The 15,771-nt window shown below is 71.3% G+C and carries 16 protein-coding genes; 7 read left to right on the plus strand and 9 right to left on the minus strand.

The features are described 5' to 3' along the window. Nucleotides 1-16 precede the first annotated feature (16 nt). From ispD to W7S_RS02365, 5 genes are read left to right on the plus strand one after another with little or no spacing between them, the layout of a single operon-like run. A complete protein-coding gene (gene ispD, locus W7S_RS02345) occupies nucleotides 17-706 on the plus strand; it encodes a 2-C-methyl-D-erythritol 4-phosphate cytidylyltransferase (RefSeq protein ID WP_008263535.1) in 690 nt (229 codons plus the stop codon). Then, on the plus strand, nucleotides 703-1,191 hold the full coding sequence (gene ispF, locus W7S_RS02350; protein ID WP_008263536.1) for a 2-C-methyl-D-erythritol 2,4-cyclodiphosphate synthase: 489 nt from the start codon (nucleotides 703-705) through the stop codon (nucleotides 1,189-1,191). The genes ispD and ispF overlap by 4 nt, the downstream gene beginning before the upstream one ends. Before the next feature lie 49 nt (nucleotides 1,192-1,240). Further along, the gene (gene cysS, locus W7S_RS02355) at nucleotides 1,241-2,650 is read left to right on the plus strand and encodes a cysteine--tRNA ligase (RefSeq protein WP_008263537.1); all 1,410 of its coding nucleotides are present in this window, start codon (nucleotides 1,241-1,243) and stop codon (nucleotides 2,648-2,650) included. 11 nt (nucleotides 2,651-2,661) lie between these two features. Then, nucleotides 2,662-3,594 carry a 23S rRNA (guanosine(2251)-2'-O)-methyltransferase RlmB gene (rlmB, locus tag W7S_RS02360; protein WP_008263538.1) on the plus strand — a complete coding sequence of 311 codons (933 nt, stop codon included), beginning with the start codon at nucleotides 2,662-2,664 and terminating at the stop codon, nucleotides 3,592-3,594. Beyond that, nucleotides 3,595-4,509 carry a glycerophosphodiester phosphodiesterase gene (locus tag W7S_RS02365; RefSeq protein WP_008263539.1) on the plus strand — a complete coding sequence of 305 codons (915 nt, stop codon included), beginning with the start codon at nucleotides 3,595-3,597 and terminating at the stop codon, nucleotides 4,507-4,509. Here the strand turns inward: W7S_RS02365 and W7S_RS02370 are convergent. The 7 genes from W7S_RS02370 to W7S_RS02400 are packed head-to-tail and all read right to left on the minus strand — an operon-like array spanning nucleotide 4,506 to nucleotide 10,793. After that, nucleotides 4,506-5,747 carry an SLC13 family permease gene (locus W7S_RS02370; protein WP_008263541.1) on the minus strand — a complete coding sequence of 414 codons (1,242 nt, stop codon included), beginning with the start codon at nucleotides 5,745-5,747 and terminating at the stop codon, nucleotides 4,506-4,508. The two genes, W7S_RS02365 and W7S_RS02370, sit on opposite strands and share 4 nt — an antisense overlap. A 3-nt stretch (nucleotides 5,748-5,750) precedes the next feature. Next, nucleotides 5,751-6,677 carry an MBL fold metallo-hydrolase gene (locus tag W7S_RS02375; protein WP_008263542.1) on the minus strand — a complete coding sequence of 309 codons (927 nt, stop codon included), beginning with the start codon at nucleotides 6,675-6,677 and terminating at the stop codon, nucleotides 5,751-5,753. Next, nucleotides 6,677-7,435, minus strand: coding sequence for a LamB/YcsF family protein (locus tag W7S_RS02380; RefSeq protein WP_014710851.1), 759 nt, complete (start codon nucleotides 7,433-7,435; stop codon nucleotides 6,677-6,679). The genes W7S_RS02375 and W7S_RS02380 overlap by 1 nt, the downstream gene beginning before the upstream one ends. A 22-nt stretch (nucleotides 7,436-7,457) precedes the next feature. Beyond that, on the minus strand, nucleotides 7,458-8,168 hold the full coding sequence (locus W7S_RS02385) for a sensor domain-containing protein (RefSeq protein WP_008263553.1): 711 nt from the start codon (nucleotides 8,166-8,168) through the stop codon (nucleotides 7,458-7,460). Between the two features lie 44 nt (nucleotides 8,169-8,212). Further along, entirely contained in the window at nucleotides 8,213-9,073 is an 861-nt protein-coding gene (locus tag W7S_RS02390) for a metal ABC transporter permease (RefSeq protein WP_008263555.1), read from the minus strand. Beyond that, nucleotides 9,073-9,894, minus strand: a complete 822-nt coding sequence (locus tag W7S_RS02395; protein WP_008263556.1) for a metal ABC transporter ATP-binding protein — start codon at nucleotides 9,892-9,894, stop codon at nucleotides 9,073-9,075. Before W7S_RS02395 ends, W7S_RS02390 begins: the two co-directional genes overlap by 1 nt. Beyond that, nucleotides 9,891-10,793, minus strand: coding sequence for a metal ABC transporter solute-binding protein, Zn/Mn family (locus W7S_RS02400; protein WP_014710852.1), 903 nt, complete (start codon nucleotides 10,791-10,793; stop codon nucleotides 9,891-9,893). The genes W7S_RS02395 and W7S_RS02400 overlap by 4 nt, the downstream gene beginning before the upstream one ends. Before the next feature lie 127 nt (nucleotides 10,794-10,920). Between W7S_RS02400 and W7S_RS02405 the strand changes: the two genes are divergently transcribed. Further along, nucleotides 10,921-12,000, plus strand: a complete 1,080-nt coding sequence (locus W7S_RS02405) for a LacI family DNA-binding transcriptional regulator (RefSeq protein WP_008263558.1) — start codon at nucleotides 10,921-10,923, stop codon at nucleotides 11,998-12,000. 6 nt (nucleotides 12,001-12,006) lie between these two features. Here the strand turns inward: W7S_RS02405 and kstR are convergent, their stop codons facing one another. Further along, a complete protein-coding gene (gene kstR, locus W7S_RS02410; RefSeq protein WP_008263559.1) occupies nucleotides 12,007-12,606 on the minus strand; it encodes a cholesterol catabolism transcriptional regulator KstR in 600 nt (199 codons plus the stop codon). A 371-nt stretch (nucleotides 12,607-12,977) separates the two neighbouring features. Here kstR and W7S_RS02415 point away from each other — a divergent pair, with 371 nt between their 5' ends. Beyond that, a complete protein-coding gene (locus W7S_RS02415; RefSeq protein ID WP_008263560.1) occupies nucleotides 12,978-15,125 on the plus strand; it encodes an acyl-CoA dehydrogenase in 2,148 nt (715 codons plus the stop codon). Here the strand turns inward: W7S_RS02415 and W7S_RS02420 are convergent. Further along, nucleotides 15,122-15,694 carry a TetR/AcrR family transcriptional regulator gene (locus tag W7S_RS02420; protein ID WP_008263561.1) on the minus strand — a complete coding sequence of 191 codons (573 nt, stop codon included), beginning with the start codon at nucleotides 15,692-15,694 and terminating at the stop codon, nucleotides 15,122-15,124. The genes W7S_RS02415 and W7S_RS02420 overlap by 4 nt on opposite strands. Between the last annotated feature and the right edge of the window lie 77 nt (nucleotides 15,695-15,771).

The following is a 15,771-nucleotide window of genomic DNA, read 5'->3' on the forward strand; positions in this document are numbered from 1 at the left end:
AGGTCCTGACGCTTCGGTGGCCCGACAGACGGGCACCTCGGGCAACGTAATCGCCGTCGTCCCGGCCGCAGGTTCGGGCGAACGACTGGCGGCGGGAATCCCCAAGGCATTCTGCGAGATTGCCGGCCGCACCCTGCTGGAGCGCGCCGTCGCGGGTCTACTGGAATCCGGCGTGGTCGATCACGTCGTGGTGGCCGTGCCCGCCGACCGGATCGACGAGGCCAAGCGCGTCCTCGCCGGCCGGGCCACCGTCGTCGCCGGCGGGCCCGACCGCACCCGATCCGTCGACCTGGCCTTGGCCGCCCTCCCCGTGGCCGCCGCGTACGTGCTGGTGCACGACGCGGCGCGCGCGCTGACCCCTCCGACGCTGATCACCCGCGTGGTCGACGCCCTGCGGGCCGGCCACGACGCCGTGGTGCCCGCGTTGCGGCTGCACGACACCATCAAGGCCGTGGACGCCAACGGGGTGGTCCTGGGGACGCCGGAGCGCGACGGGCTACGGGCGGTGCAGACGCCCCAGGGGTTCGCCACCGACCTGCTGCAGCGCGCCTACCGGGCCGGCGCCGGCGCGGCCGGTTTCACCGATGACGCGTCGCTGGTCGAGCACGTCGGCGGGCAGGTCCAGGTGGTCGACGGCGATCCGCTGGCGTTCAAGATCACCACTCAGCTCGATTTGTTGCTGGCCGAAGCGATCGTGCGCCGATGAGCGAGCCCCTTCCCGTCCCCAGGGTCGGCCTGGGCGTCGACGTGCACCCGATCGAACCCGGGCGGCCGTGCTGGCTGCTGGGTCTGCTGTTCGCCGACGCCGACGGCTGCGCCGGCCACTCCGACGGCGACGTGGGGGCGCACGCGCTGTGCGACGCGGTGCTCTCGGCGGCGGGCCTCGGCGACGTGGGCGCCATGTTCGGGGTAGACGATCCGCGCTTCGAGGGCATCAGCGGCGCGGACATGCTGCGCCACGTCGCCGCACTGGCGTCGGGCGCAGGCTTCCGGGTCTCCAACGCCGCCGTGCAGGTCATCGGGAACCGGCCGAAGGTCGGTCCCCGCCGCGCCGAGGCGCAGCGCGTGCTGTCGGAATTATTGGGAGCGCCGGTGTCGGTGTCGGCGACCACGACCGACGGGTTAGGGCTGACCGGACGCGGTGAGGGGCTGGCTGCCATCGCCACCGCGCTGGTGGTCCCCGCGGGCTAAGCCCGCGCAGCGCCGGGCGCCGGGGAACTACCCGGTAAGCTGGCACGTCGTGACCGATCGCGCCCGCTTGCGGCTACACGACACGGCAGCCGGTGCTGTGCGTGATTTCGTGCCGCTGCGCGAGGGCCACGTCTCCATCTACCTTTGCGGCGCCACCGTGCAGGGCCTGCCGCACATCGGCCACGTCCGCAGCGGGGTGGCCTTCGACATCCTGCGCCGCTGGCTGATCGCCCGCGGGTGCGACGTCGCCTTCATCCGCAACGTCACCGACATCGACGACAAGATCCTCAACAAGGCCGCCGCGGCGGGCAGGCCGTGGTGGGAGTGGGCGGCCACCTACGAACGCGCCTTCTCCGCCGCCTACGACGCCCTGGACGTGCTGCCGCCGTCGGCCGAGCCGCGGGCCACCGGCCACATCACCCAGATGATCGAGTTGATGCACCGCCTGATCGAAACCGACCACGCGTACGCCGCCGGCGGCGACGTCTACTTCGACGTGCTCAGCTACCCGGAGTACGGGCAACTGTCCGGCCACAAGATCGACGACGTCCATCAGGGCGAGGGCGCGGCCACCTGCAAACGCGACCAGCGCGACTTCACCCTGTGGAAGGCCGCCAAGCCCGGCGAGCCGTCCTGGCCCACGCCGTGGGGCCGCGGCCGCCCGGGCTGGCACCTGGAATGCTCGGCGATGGCCCGCACCTACCTGGGCGCCGAATTCGACATCCATTGCGGCGGAATGGATTTGGTCTTCCCGCATCACGAGAACGAGATCGCCCAGAGCCGCGCCGCCGGCGACGGTTTCGCCCGCTACTGGCTGCACAATGGCTGGGTGACGATGGGCGGCGAGAAGATGAGCAAGTCGCTGGGCAACGTGCTGGCCATCCCGGCGCTGCTGCAGCGGGTCCGGCCCGCCGAGTTGCGCTACTACCTGGGCAGCGCCCACTACCGGTCGATGCTGGAATTCTCCGAGACCGCCCTGCAGGACGCGGTGAAAGCCTATGTGGGCGTTGAGGAATTCCTGCACCGGGTGCGGGTTCGGGTCGGCGGCGTCGAGCCCGGCCAGTGGACGCCGAAGTTCGCCGACGCGCTCAACGACGACCTGGCGGTGCCGGCGGCGCTGGCCGAGGTGCACTCCGCCCGCGCCGAGGGCAACCGGGCGCTGGACTCCGGCGATCACGACGGCGCGCTGCGCCACGCCCGGGCGATCCGCGCAATGATGGGCATCCTGGGCTGCGACCCCCTCGACGAGCGCTGGGAGACCCGCGACGAGACGTCGGCGGCGCTGGCCGCCGTCGACGTGCTGGTGCACGCGGAGCTGGAGAACCGGGAGAAGGCGCGCGAGCAGCGCAACTGGGCGCTCGCCGACGAGATCCGGGACCGGCTCAAGCACGCCGGCATCGAGGTCACCGACACCGCCGACGGGCCGCAGTGGTCGCTGCAGGCCGGCCCGGATCAGTAGGGGCCACGCACATGGCCGGCAATTCGCGACGCCGCGGCGCAATCCGTAAGGCGGGCACCAAGAAGGGCCCGACCGTCGGTTCGGGCGGCCAGCGTCGCCGCGGGCTGGAGGGCCGCGGCCCCACGCCTCCCGCGCACATGCGCCCCAACCACCCCGCCGCCAAGCGCGCCCAGTCGCCGTCGCGCCGCCCCGCGCGGGGTAAGACCGACGAGACCGAGACGGTGCTGGGCCGCAACCCGGTGCTGGAGTGCCTGCGCGCCGGCGTTCCGGCGACCGCGCTCTACGTGGCGCTGGGCAGCGAAGCCGACGAGCGGCTCACCGAATCCGTCTCCCGCGCCGCCGATTTGGGCATCGCGATCCTGGAGGTGCCGCGCACCGACCTGGACCGGATGACCAACAACCATCTGCATCAGGGCATCGCGTTGCAGGTGCCGCCCTACAACTACGCCCACCCCGACGACCTGGTGGAGGCGGCGACCGGTTCGCCGCCCGCGCTGCTGGTCGCGCTCGACAACATCTCCGACCCCCGCAACCTGGGCGCCATCGTGCGTTCGGTCGCCGCGTTCGGCGGCCACGGCGTGCTCATCCCGCAGCGGCGGTCGGCCTCGGTGACGGCGGTGGCATGGCGCACCAGCGCCGGGGCCGCGGCCCGCGTCCCGGTGGCCCGGGCCACCAATCTCACCAGGACACTGACGGATTGGGCGGATCGCGGCCTGCGGGTGATCGGGCTGGACGCCGGCGGCGACACCACGCTCGACGACCTCGACGGCACCGACCCGATCGTGGTCGTCGTCGGGTCGGAAGGCAAGGGGCTGTCGCGGCTGGTGCGGCAGAACTGCGACGAGGTCGTGTCCATCCCGATGGCCGGCAATGCCGAATCGCTGAACGCCTCGGTGGCCGCCGGGGTGGTGCTCGCCGAAATTTCGCGCCAGCGCAGGGGTTAGGTGATCGCCCGCCTCGTTGCCGCGCTGCTGGCATCGGCGGTGCTTGTGGCGGCGCCGGCCGCCGCGCAGGCACCCGACTTCGACCTGCAGGCCCACCGCGGCGGGCGCGGGGAGGCCACCGAGCAGTCGTTGCGGGCCTTCGCCAGGTCGCTCGAATTGGGGGTCAGCACACTGGAACTCGACGTCGTGCTCACCCGGGACCGCCAACCGCTGGTGTGGCACGACCCGACGATCGCGGCCGAGAAATGCGCCGACACCGCACCCGCATTCGCCGGCGACCCGCAGTACCCCTACGTCGGCAAACTCGTGCACGATCTCACGCTGGCCCAGATCCGCACCCTGGACTGCGGGCGCCGGCTGGACGACTTCCCGAACGCCGAAGTGGTGCCGGGCAACAGGATCGCCACGCTGCCTCAGGTTTTCGCCCTCGCCGACTCCTACCGCGCCGACGCCGTGCGCTACAACATCGAAACCAAGGTGGACGCCGATGAACCCGAGCCGCAGGAGTTCGTCGACGTGATACTGGAAGCGGTCAGGGCCGCGGGCAAGGTCGAGCGGGTGGACATACAGAGCTTCGACTGGCGCACGCTGCCGTTGGTCCACCGGGCCGAACCGTCAATCCCGTTGGTGGCCCTCTATGACGAGCAGACTCCCGGCGATCCGCTGATCGGCGCGCTGACGGTCGGCGCCGACGCCGTCTCACCGGACTACCGGCTGGTCGCCGGCAAGCCGTACGTCGACCGCGCGCATGCGTTGGGGCTCAAGGTCATTCCGTGGACGGTCGACGATGTCGACGCCATGCGCCGGCAGATCGGGTACGGGGTCGACGGCATCATCACCGATTATCCGACGGCGTTGCGGGGTGTGCTGGCCGAGCTGTCCATGCCGTTGCCGCCGGCATACCGTCGGGGCTAGAGGCCGAGCGCCCGCGCCGACGCCCACAGCGCGAGCACCGCCACCGCCAGCGACGCGGGCACGGTGCACACCCCGAGGCGGGTGTATTCGCCGACCCCGGCGTCGACGTCGTGCTGGCGAAGCACGCGCCGCCACAACAGGTTTGACAATGACCCGACGTAGGTCAGGTTGGGGCCGATGTTGACCCCGATCAGCACCGCCAGCACCGCCACCGGCCCGGCCGGGGCGACCAGCGGCAGCAACACCAGGGTGGCGGGCAGGTTGTTGACGACGTTGGCCAGCACGGCCGCGATCGCGGCGATCGCCAGCAAGGCGGGCAGGCCCGAGCCCGACGGCAGCACCGCCGACATCGCCCGGTCCATCCCGCCCAGCATGACCGCCCGCACCACGACCCCCAGCGCCAGCACGAATACCAGGAAGGACACGTTGGCCGAGCGCACGATCTCCGACACCGACGTGTGGCGGCGGCGCAGGCTGCGCGCCGCCAGCACCGCGGCGCCGCACAGCGCCACCCAGGCCGGCGCCACCCCCACCGACTGGGCGACCGCGAACCCGGCCAGCGTCAGCGCGACGACCACCAACACGAACACCGGCGGGCGTGGTGGCGCGCCGCGTTGCTCCGGGTTCGGCTGCACCCGTAGGTCCTTGGCGAAGAACCAGCGGAAGATCACGTAGAGGGTGGCCACCGCGCCGAGCCACGGCAGCGCCATCACCAGCGTGAACTTGGTGAACGAGATGTCGGCCGTGTGGAAGGCCAGCAGGTTGGTCAGGTTGGACACCGGAAGCAGCAGCGAGGCGCCGTTGGCCAGATGGGCGGTGGCGTAGGCGTAGGGCCGCACCCGAGTGCGCTGCCGCCGCACGGCGGCGAGCACCACCGGGGTCAGCAGCACCACGGCGGCGTCCAGGCTCAGCACGGCGGTGATCCCCGACGCGATCGCGAACACCCGCCGCAGCAGCGTGCCCGACCCGACGCGTCCGCGCGCGATCGCCGCGCCGGCGGCCTCGAACAGGCCCTCGTCGTCGCACAGCTTGGCCAGCACCAGCACCGCCCCGAGGAAGGCGACCACCTCGGACAGGTCGGCGATCTCCTTGGCCGCCTGCTGGACCGAGACCGCCCCGATCCCGACCAGGACGAGGGCGGCCGGAATCGCGGCCAGCGCCTCGGGCCAGCCCCGTGGGCGCGCGACGGCGAACCCCAGGACGACGGCGAGCAGCAACAGCGCGACGGTCAGTGCCAACGTCTAGACCGCTTCGCCCCACGGGTCCTCGCGCCGCCACACCGTCGGCAGGTGCAGCGCGACACCGTCCTGTGCGGCCAGCTCATCGAGGACGCGGATGGAGACGTCGAGGTCGTCGCCCGCATAGGGCAAGGCGCGCAACGGCTTTGTCAGCGGGCGGAAGAAGTCGTCCCAGTGGATGAGGATCACCCGGCGAGCGCCCACCACGCGGACGGTCTCGGCCCAATAGTCGACCAGATACGACCGCGGCTGCAGCCCCAGCTGCCCGACGGACAGGTAGACGGCATCGGCGCGGTGGCCGGCCAGCGCCCCCTTGACGAAACCGGCGCTGCCACAGATCAGCAGCCGCCGGCCCGTCGGCCGGTGGGCCACCAGCGTCGACCACGACTCGCCGCAGCGGTACGCCGACGCCTTCACCGGGGTGATCAGCGGTTCGTCGATCACGCCGGGATACCGGTCGGGTGGGCAGTGGTGGGAGTTTACCAACGTTATCTCGTAGTCGCCCAACCGAATTGGCTGCCCGTCGACCGCGACGACGATCCGGTTCTCCGGGAGGCCGTAGCCGCGCCCGACGTTGGCCGCGGACTGGCCGCCGATCAGCTGCGCGCCGGTGCGGTCGGCGACCAGCGCGGAGTCCAGCACGTGGTCGATGTGGGTGTGCACCGGGATGACGGCGGCCAGTCGCGACACCTTGGCCCGGGCCAGGCATCCGTCGACGCGGGCCGGCGACGGCGCCACCTTGCCGGCCGCGATCTTGGCCAGGCCCGGCCGGGAGAAGTAGCCGTCGGTCATCAACGCCGACGAGCCGTCGTCGATCAGCAGCGTCGCCACGCCCATCCAGGTCACCGAGAGCCCGTCGGGCCCGGCCGCGGGGGCGTCGAATCGGTCCGCGTACCGAGCGATGTCGGGCCGCCCGAGCTTGAGCCGCATCAGCAGAACGCCCGAAGGTCGGCGCCGGCCGCCGTGAGGCGATCGCGGACCGCGGTGGCAATCCGCACCGCCCCGGGCGAATCACCGTGCACGCAAACCGATTCCACGCTCACCTCGATGTGGCTCCCGTCGATCGCGGTGATCTGGCCCGCGGTCACCATGGCGGCGACGCGCTCGGCGATCGCGCCCGGATCGTGCAATACCGCACCGGGTTCGCGGCGGGAGACCAGCCGCCCGTCCGGGCGGTAGGCCCGGTCGGCGAACGCCTCGGCCACGGTCCGCAGGCCGCGTCGGGCGGCCTCGTCGAAGAACGCCGACCCGGCCATGCCCAGCACCGGCAGGCCGTCGTCGACGAGCCGCACCGCCTCGGCGACCGCGGCGGCCTGCTCGCTGTTGGTCACGATCGTGTTGTACAGCGCCCCATGCGGTTTCACGTAGGACACGACAGAACCGCACGCGTGCGCGATCGCCTGCAGCGCGCCGATCTGATACACCACGTCGGCGATCAGGTCGTCGGCGGCGACGTCGATGAAGCGCCTGCCGAACCCGGCCAGGTCGCGGTAGCTCACCTGCGCCCCGATGCGCACCCCGCGCCGCGCGGCCGAGGTGCATACCCGCACCAGTCCGGCGGGGTCCCCCGCGTGGAAACCGCACGCCACGTTGGCGCTGGTGACGATGTCGAGCATGGCGTCGTCGTCACCGAGGCGCCAGACGCCGAAGCCCTCGCCCAGGTCGGCGTTGAGGTCGATACCGGCCACCCGCCCAGCTTATGGGGGCGGGCTATTGCCCGGCGACCTTGGCCGCGATCTGCTGGGCGATGTCGGCGGCGGACCCGCCGGCCAGGAAGGACGCGCACGTGGCGACGTCGATGGCGATGTTGTTGCGAACGGTCAGCGCCCGCTGGCACGTCCAGCCGTCGCCGCCGTCCTGAGCTGTCGACGTGCTGAGTGTGCCGCCGACTTTGTGGGCGTCGCCCGCGGTCCACACGACTTCGGGCTTGCCCGGGGGACGGTCGACGAACTTGCGGTTGGCGCAGGCGAACCACCGCCGCACCGAGGCGTCGTAGAAGGTGTTGGCCTGGCGCGCGGTGGGATAGGCGATCACGGCCTCGGCGGCGGAGTCATTGCGGACGGCGGGGTCGTCGTAGTTGTCGTCCAGTTGTTGGCCGCGCATCGCGGTCCAGCCGGTGTCCGCATACACGGCTTCCTGGGCGGGACCGTCCAGCGCCAGGCAGCTCTTGTCGCTGAAAGTCGCGCTGGAGTCCCACATCGCCTGGGTGCGGTTGCGGACCCGCATTCCCGCGGTGAGCACGGAGTTGATCTGGCCCTGGTCGAGCAGCAGCCCGTCCAGGGCGGCGACGGCCACGGGGGTCTGCGGCAGCGGGCCGGCGGTGTCTGCGGGCGCGGCGCTTCCGTCGACGACGGTGGTGCAGCCCACCGCGAGGGTGGACACCGCCGCCTGCACCAGGACCGCGATTCGCCTGCGCGCCATGGCCTCCGAGCCTTCCCCGACGTGGGCCGATCTGTGCGACCAGCTTAGGCGGACGCCTCGCGCCGGCGCCCCACCAGCCAGCAGACCAGGTAGATCAGAAACGAGATGCTGGCGACGAAGACCGACACCGGCACGCCCGGCGCAAGCGATAGCACGATCCCGCCGACCGCGGCCACCTCGGCGAACACCACCGAGGTCAGCATGGCCGCCGCCGGCGAGGTGACCACCCGGGCCGCCGCGGCCGCCGGCGTGATCAGCAGCGACATCACCAGCAGCGCCCCGACGATCTGCACCGCCTGGGCGGCCACCACCCCGACCAGCGCGGCGAACACGATCCCGAGCGCGTGGACCGGCACGCCGCGGGCGGCGGCGACATCAGGGTCGACGGTGGCGAACAACAGCGGGCGGTAACACGTTGCCAGCACCGCGATGACGAGGAGGCAAACCAGCGCCAGCATCGTCAGCCCCGTGTAGCCGACCCCGACGATCTGGCCGGTCAGCAGCGCGAAGCTGGTCGCCGTCCGGCCCGGGTAGAGGTGGATGAACAACACCGCCAGGCCCAGGCCGAACGCCAGGACCACCCCGATCACCGAATCGCGTTCCCGGGCGCGCCGGCCCAGGACGCCGAACAGCGCCGCCGCCAGGGCGCTGCCGATCAGCGCGCCCAGACCCACCCCGAATCCGACGAGCAGCGCGAAAGCGGCTCCGGTCAACGACAATTCGCTGGACCCGTGCACGGCGAACGACATTTGCCGCATCACGATGAACGGCCCGATCAGCCCGGCCACCAAACCCAGCAGCGCGGCCGCCACCAACGCCTGCTGCACGAAGTCGTGGCTGAGCAGATGCGCGGTGATGTCGAAGGAGAACAGGTGGTGTCCCACGTCGGCGAGCCGGTGCTCCATCAGCCGTGCCCGTCGGTGCGCTCGCCGGCCACAACGTAGCCGTCCCTGACCTTCACCACCTGGATGTCGGATCGATACAGCGCCGACAGCGTCTCGCTGGTCATCACCTGCTCGACGGTGCCGATCCTGAACCGGCCGTCGACCAGGTACAGCACCCGGTCCACATACGGCAGGATCGGGTTGATCTCGTGGGTGACGACGATGACCGTGGTCCCCGCCTCCCGGCGGCGCCGGTCGATCAGCGCCGACACCAGCTTCGCGTTCGCCGGGTCCAGCGTCAGCAGCGGTTCGTCGCACAGCAGCAGGGTCGGGTCGCTGACCAGTGCCTGGGCGATGCGCACCCGCTGCAGCTCGCCGCCGGACATCACGCCGACCCGGACGTCCGCCACGCGTTCGCCGTTGACCTGGCTCAGCGCGTGGGCGACGGTCGCGCGCCGCCGGGCACGGTCGCGGGACCGCAGCGGGACGGCGCCCCAGCGCCCGCCGTCGACACCCAGCCGAACCAGGTCCCGTCCCCGCAGCATCACGTCGCGGTCCAGCGGCCGATGTTGCGGCACATAGCCGATGCGCCCGCTGCCCGAGGTGATCGGCCTGCCTTCCACCAACCCGACGCCGGCGCTCAGCGGCAGCTGCCCGAGGAGCACGTTGAGTAGCGACGTCTTGCCGCTGCCGTTGGGGCCGAGCACCGCGATGAACTCGCCGCGCGAGACCGACAGGTCAAGGTGGTCCCACAGCACCCGGTCGCCGAACGCCAGGCGGGCGCCGCGCAGCGACACGGTGTCCGGGTGCCGATCGACGGCGGGCGCCGTGTCGATGCTCACGGCTGGACGGGCCGGCTCGACTGCAGCGCGGCCAGCAGCCGTTCGACCGTATTGCGTTGCCAGCTCAGGTAATCCGCCCCGTCAGGTAGGGTCTCGGCCACCTCGGTGACGGGCACACCCGCGCGACGCGCGGCGTCGCGCAGGCTGGTGATTGCGGCCGCCGAGGTCTGCGGGTTGACCACCAGCGCCGAAACCTGGCCCCGGTCGATGAGGTCGAGGACCGACGCCAGATCGGCCGGCGCCGGGTCGGTCTCGTTCTCGATCGCCGCGGCGAACGAGGGCGGGGTGCGGTTCAGCAGGCCCGTCGCCTTCAGCAGGTAAAAGGCGACCGGTTCGGTCGCCACGACCGAAGTGTGGGGGTAGGTGGCGGCGATGCCGTGTTCGGTGCCGGCGATGGCGTCGGCGCCGCGCCCGAACGTGGCGGCACTGGCCCGGTAGTCCGCGGCGTTGCCCGGGTCGATCGTCGCGAGCCGGTCGGCGATCGTGGCGGCCACCGCCTTGGCGACGCTCAGGTCGTAGAAGACGTGCTCGTTGCGGGGTTGCCCGTCGTTCTCGAGGAACGAGTAGGCGTTGACCGGCCTGGCGCCGGGCTGGCGGGCCAGCACCTCGTCGACCCATCCGTCGTAGCCGCCGCCGTTGTAGACGACCAGGGCGGCGTCGGCGATGGCGGCGGCGTCCGAGGGGCTGGCCTCATAGGAGTGCGGGTCGGTTTCCGCGCCGCTCAGGATGGACTTGACCGCCACATGGCTGCCGGCGACGGCGCGCGCGACGCTGCCCCACACGTCGGTGGAGGCGACGACGGCCGACGCGTGCGGGTGCGCGGGGTGCCCGCCGCAGCCGGACAGCACCGCCGAGCCGGCCACGGCCAGTGCGGCCGCCAGCCCACGCGTCAGTGCCATGCGCACGTCCGATTTCCTCCCGCCCGCCAGCAAGCCGATCCACAATACTAATGAAAATCGTTTCCATTACAAAGCCGCGGTCGGAAGCGCATGGGCCGCGCACCGATCCGCTGTAGCGTCACCGAACGTGAGCCCCACACCGCGCCGGCGTGCGACCCTGGCGTCGGTCGCGGACGAGCTCAAGGTTTCGCGCACGACGATCTCGAACGCCTTCAACCGCCCCGATCAACTCTCCGCCGACCTGCGTGAACGCGTGCTCGCGACGGCCAAGCGGCTCGGCTACGCCGGCCCCGACCCGGTGGCGCGCTCGTTGCGGACCCGCAAGGCCGGCGCGGTCGGTCTGGTGATGGCCGAGCCGCTGACCTATTTCTTCAGCGACCCCGCCGCCCGGGATTTCGTCACCGGGGTGGCGCAGTCCTGCGAGGCGGCCGGGCAGGGGCTGCTGCTGGTGGCCGTGGGGCCCAGCCGCAGCCTGAAAGAGGGAACCGACGCGGTGCTGTCGGCGGGCGTGGACGGTTTCGTGGTGTATTCGGTGTGCGATGACGATCCCTACCTGCAGGTGGTGCTGCAGCGGCGGCTGCCGGTCGTGGTGGTCGATCAGCCGAAGGATCTCGCCGGCGCCTCGCGGGTGGGCATCGACGACCGCGCGGCGATGCGTGAGCTCGCCGACTACGTGCTCGGGCTGGGGCATCGCGAGATCGGGCTGCTGACCATGCGGCTGGGCCGGGACCGGCGCCACGGCCTAGTGGACGCCGAGCGGTTGCGCTCGCCCGCCTTCGACGTGCAACGCGAGCGCATCATCGGCGTGTGGGAGGCGATGACTGCCGCCGGCATCGACCCGGGTTCGCTGACCGTGGTGGAAAGCTACGAGCACCTGGCCGAATCGGGCGGCGCGGCCGCCAAGGTGGCGCTGGAAACCAATCCGCGCATCACCGCGCTGCTGTGCACCGCGGACATCCTGGCCCTGTCCGCCATGGATTACCTACGGGCGCATGGCATTTACGTGCCCGGCCAGCTGACCGTCACCGGATTCGACGGCGTGCCCGAGGCCATCAGCCGCGGCCTGACCACGGTGTCGCAGCCGAGCCTGCACAAGGGGCGCCGCGCGGGCGAGCTGTTGTTGAAGCCACCGCGATCCGGTCTGCCGGTCACCGAACTCCTCGACACCGAGCTGATCCGCGGACGCACCGCCGGCCCGCCCGCATGAGCGCCGCTATTTGGAGTCTTGGTCGCCGATCAGCAACCGCACGGCCAGATCCAGCCGCTTGCTGACGTCGGTGGCCGAGGCGCGGCGGGTGAGCCAGGCGAGCAGGTTCGACAGCCACACGTCGGAGATCACCCGGGCGATGTGGTACTGGTCCTCGGTCGGTTCGCCGTCGGCCATCGCGCGCGCGAACATCGAGTCGATGAGCTTTTCGACCTGGTCGACCTCGCTGGCCGCCGACGCGTCGGCGAAGACGTAGGCGCGCGTCATCGCCTCGGTCAGCAGCGGGTTGCGTTGCATCGCGCGGTTGAGCTTGCCCACCATGAAGTTCAGCCGCTGAAAGGGTGTGCCGCCGGTCATGGCCGAGCGGTCGGTCTTGGCGTCGATGCGGCCGAACTCGCGGCCCAGCGCCGACACCAGCAGGTGCACCTTCGACGGGAAATACCGGTACAGCGTCCCCACCGCCACGTCGGCGCGATCCGCGACCGCACGCATCTGAACGGCCTCGTAGCCGCCCTTGGACGCGATGGCCATGGTGGCATCCAGGATGCGCTTGCGGCGTTCCCGCTGCGCCTCAGACCCGAGTTCGGACTCCGCCAGAACCGCCACGTTTATGACCTCACGCGGCTGCGAGTCGGAAACGCGGCTCGAACTAGCCTTGGAAGTGGCCTTGGCGTTGGCGCTGGCTGGCATGTGATGGTTTGCTCCTGTTCCGGGCGGTTCGTTTGCAAACGATACGCATTCTGCGTGTGAATTTCCCACCTCCATACCGCCGGGGACAAGCGCATGTGCTGCTGCAATGGCGTTCGACTTGACGGTCGATCACTGGCACTATTAGAACACGTTCTAGTCTTCGGTGAGCGGGTTGCGCGCCAACTGGTGGTGGGGATGTCCCCGCTCGCGCAAAGATCGGACAATCAGGACACGGGCGCCGGCCGGCCCCGTGTCACGTCGAGCCAAGGACGCGGAGGTCCTCTCAGGTGGTAGCGACCGTCACCGATGAGCAGTTTGCCGCGCGCGCCCTGGTGCGCGACTGGGCCCGCAATGCGACGTCGGGACCGGGTGGCACCGCGGCGATCCGCGAGGTCGAGCAGGGCAAGCCCGACGCGTGGCGGCCGGTGTTCTCCCGGCTGGCCGAACTGGGAATCTTCGGCGTCGCGATCCCGGAGGAATCCGGCGGGGCGGGTGGGTCCATCGAAGACCTGTGCGCGATGGTCGAGGAGGTGGCCAAAGCGCTGGTCCCAGGCCCGGTCGCGACCACCGCGCTCGCGACGCTCGTCGTCACCGACCCCGAACTGCTGGAGGCGCTGGCCGCCGGGGAGCGCTTCGCCGGGCTGGCGCTCGAAGGCGACGTCCGACTCGACGGCGCGACGTCGACGGCGTCGGGCACACTTCCGTTCGCGCTGGGCGCCTCGAACACGGTGCGCGATGGCGTGCTGCTGGCGCCCGCCGACGACAAGTGGCTGCTGATCGACGCCACCGGCGAGGGCGTGCGGGTCGAGCCGCTGCAGGCCACCGACTTCTCCCGGCCGCTGGCCCGGGTGGTGCTCAGCTCCGCCCCGGCCACGGTGCTGCCCGAAACCGGCACGCGCGTCGAGGAACTGGTCGCGACCGTCCTGGCCGCCGAGGCGGCCGGCATCACCCGATGGGCGCTCGAGACCGCCGTCGACTACGCCAAGGTCCGCGAGCAGTTCGGCAAGCCGATCGGCAGCTTCCAGGCCATCAAACACCTGTGCGCCGAGATGCTGTGCCGCGCCGAGCAGGCCGAGGTGGCCGCCTCGGACGCGGCTCGCGCCGCCGCCGACGGCGACGCGTCCCAGTTCTCCATCGCGGCCGCGCTGGCCGCCAGCACCTGCATCGCCACCGTGAAGGCCAACGTCAAGGACTGCATCCAGGTGCTCGGCGGCATCGGCTGCACCTGGGAGCACGACGCACACCTGTACCTGCGCCGGGCGCACGCCATCGGCCGCTTCCTGGGCGGCCCCGAGCGCTGGCAGCGGCGCATCACCGCGCTCACCCAGGACGGCGTGCGCCGGCGGCTGGGCATCGACCTCACCGAGGTCGAGGGCCGGCGCGCCGAGATCGCCGCGGCCGTCGCCGAGATCGCCGAACTGCCGGCCGAGAAGCGACAGGTGGGTCTGGCCGAGGCGGGCCTGCAGGCGCCGCACTGGCCCAAGCCGTACGGGCGCGCCGCATCCCCGGCCGAGCAGCTGCTGATCGATCAGGAGCTCGCCGCGGCCGGCGTCGAACGGCCGGACCTGGTGATCGGCTGGTGGGCGGCGCCGACCATCCTCGAGCACGGCACACCGGAGCAGATCGAGCAATTCGTGCCGGGCACGTTGCGCGGTGAATTCCTGTGGTGCCAACTGTTTTCCGAGCCCGGCGCGGGCTCCGACCTGGCGTCGCTGCGCACCAAGGCGGTCCGCGGTGACGGAGGCTGGCTGCTGACCGGCCAGAAGGTGTGGACGTCCGCGGCGCACAAGGCGCGCTGGGGCGTGTGCCTGGCGCGCACCGACCCCGATGCCCCGAAACACAAAGGCATCACCTACTTCCTGGTCGACATGAAATCGCCCGGCATCGACATCCGGCCGCTGCGCGAGATCACCGGCGACTCGCTGTTCAACGAGGTGTTCCTGGACAACGTGTTCGTGCCCGACGAGATGGTGGTCGGTGAGGTCAACGACGGCTGGCGGCTGGCCCGCACCACGCTGGCCAACGAGCGGGTGGCGATGGCCAACGGTACGGCGCTGGGCAACCCGATGGAAGAGCTGTTAACCCTCTTGGCGGCAAGGGAACTCGACGTCGCCGAGCAGGACCGGCTGGCGCGCCTGATCATCCTGGCCCAGACCGGCGCGCTGCTGGACCAGCGCATCGCCCAGCTCGCGGTGGGCGGCCAGGACCCCGGCGCGCAATCGAGTGTGCGCAAGCTGATCGGCGTCCGCTACCGCCAGGCGCTGGCCGAATTCACCATGGATGCCGCCGAAGGCGGCGGCCTCGTCGACCGCCGGGCCGACGGCGACCGGGCGGTGTTCGATTTCCTCAACACCCGCTGCCTGACGATCGCGGGCGGCACGGAGCAGATCCTGCTGACCGTGGCGGCCGAACGCCTGCTCGGTCTGCCGCGCTAGCCGAGATCGGCCGCGGCGGCGTGTAATTCGTGCAGCGCTTCGCATGCCATGGCGCCCAGGTCTCGGTCGTCGCCCGGTTCGCTCCAGCGTGCGTAGGCCGTCTTGAACGCCAGCGCACCGAGTTCGGCGGCCAATACCGCCGTCGGCTCGGGTATGCCGCGCGCCTGGAGTGCCTCGGCCACCGCGCGCGCCAGCCCGATTTGTTTGAGCGCGTTGCGCTCCTGGAGTTCGGTGCTGGCGGCGATCGCGGCCTTGAGTCTGGGCGCGAGCTCCCGGTTGAACGACGTGAACGCGGCCGCGGCCGATTTCAGGCCGGAGCACACGGCGGCCAGCGGCGTCGCGTCGGCCGGCGCCGTGGCGATCCCCTCGCGCAGGAGTTGCGCGATCGCGTCCTGGCCGGCCGCCAGCACGTCCCGCTTGTCCGGGAAGTGCCGAAAGAACGTGCTTTTCGTCAGGCCGGCGCGCTCGGCGATCTGCGTGACGGTCGTCTCGTCGTAGCCCCGCTCGTTGAACAGGTCGAGTGCGGCGGCGACCAGGCGTTCGCGCGCATCGGGTTCCCACCGGGCCATGGCCCCAGCCTAGTGATGCGACCATAGTCCCGTCACGGGTGTAGGGTGATGGGACAAATGTCTCATCGCGTAGAAGG

This window comes from Mycobacterium sp. MOTT36Y (assembly GCF_000262165.1).
Lineage (GTDB): Bacteria > Actinomycetota > Actinomycetes > Mycobacteriales > Mycobacteriaceae > Mycobacterium > Mycobacterium intracellulare.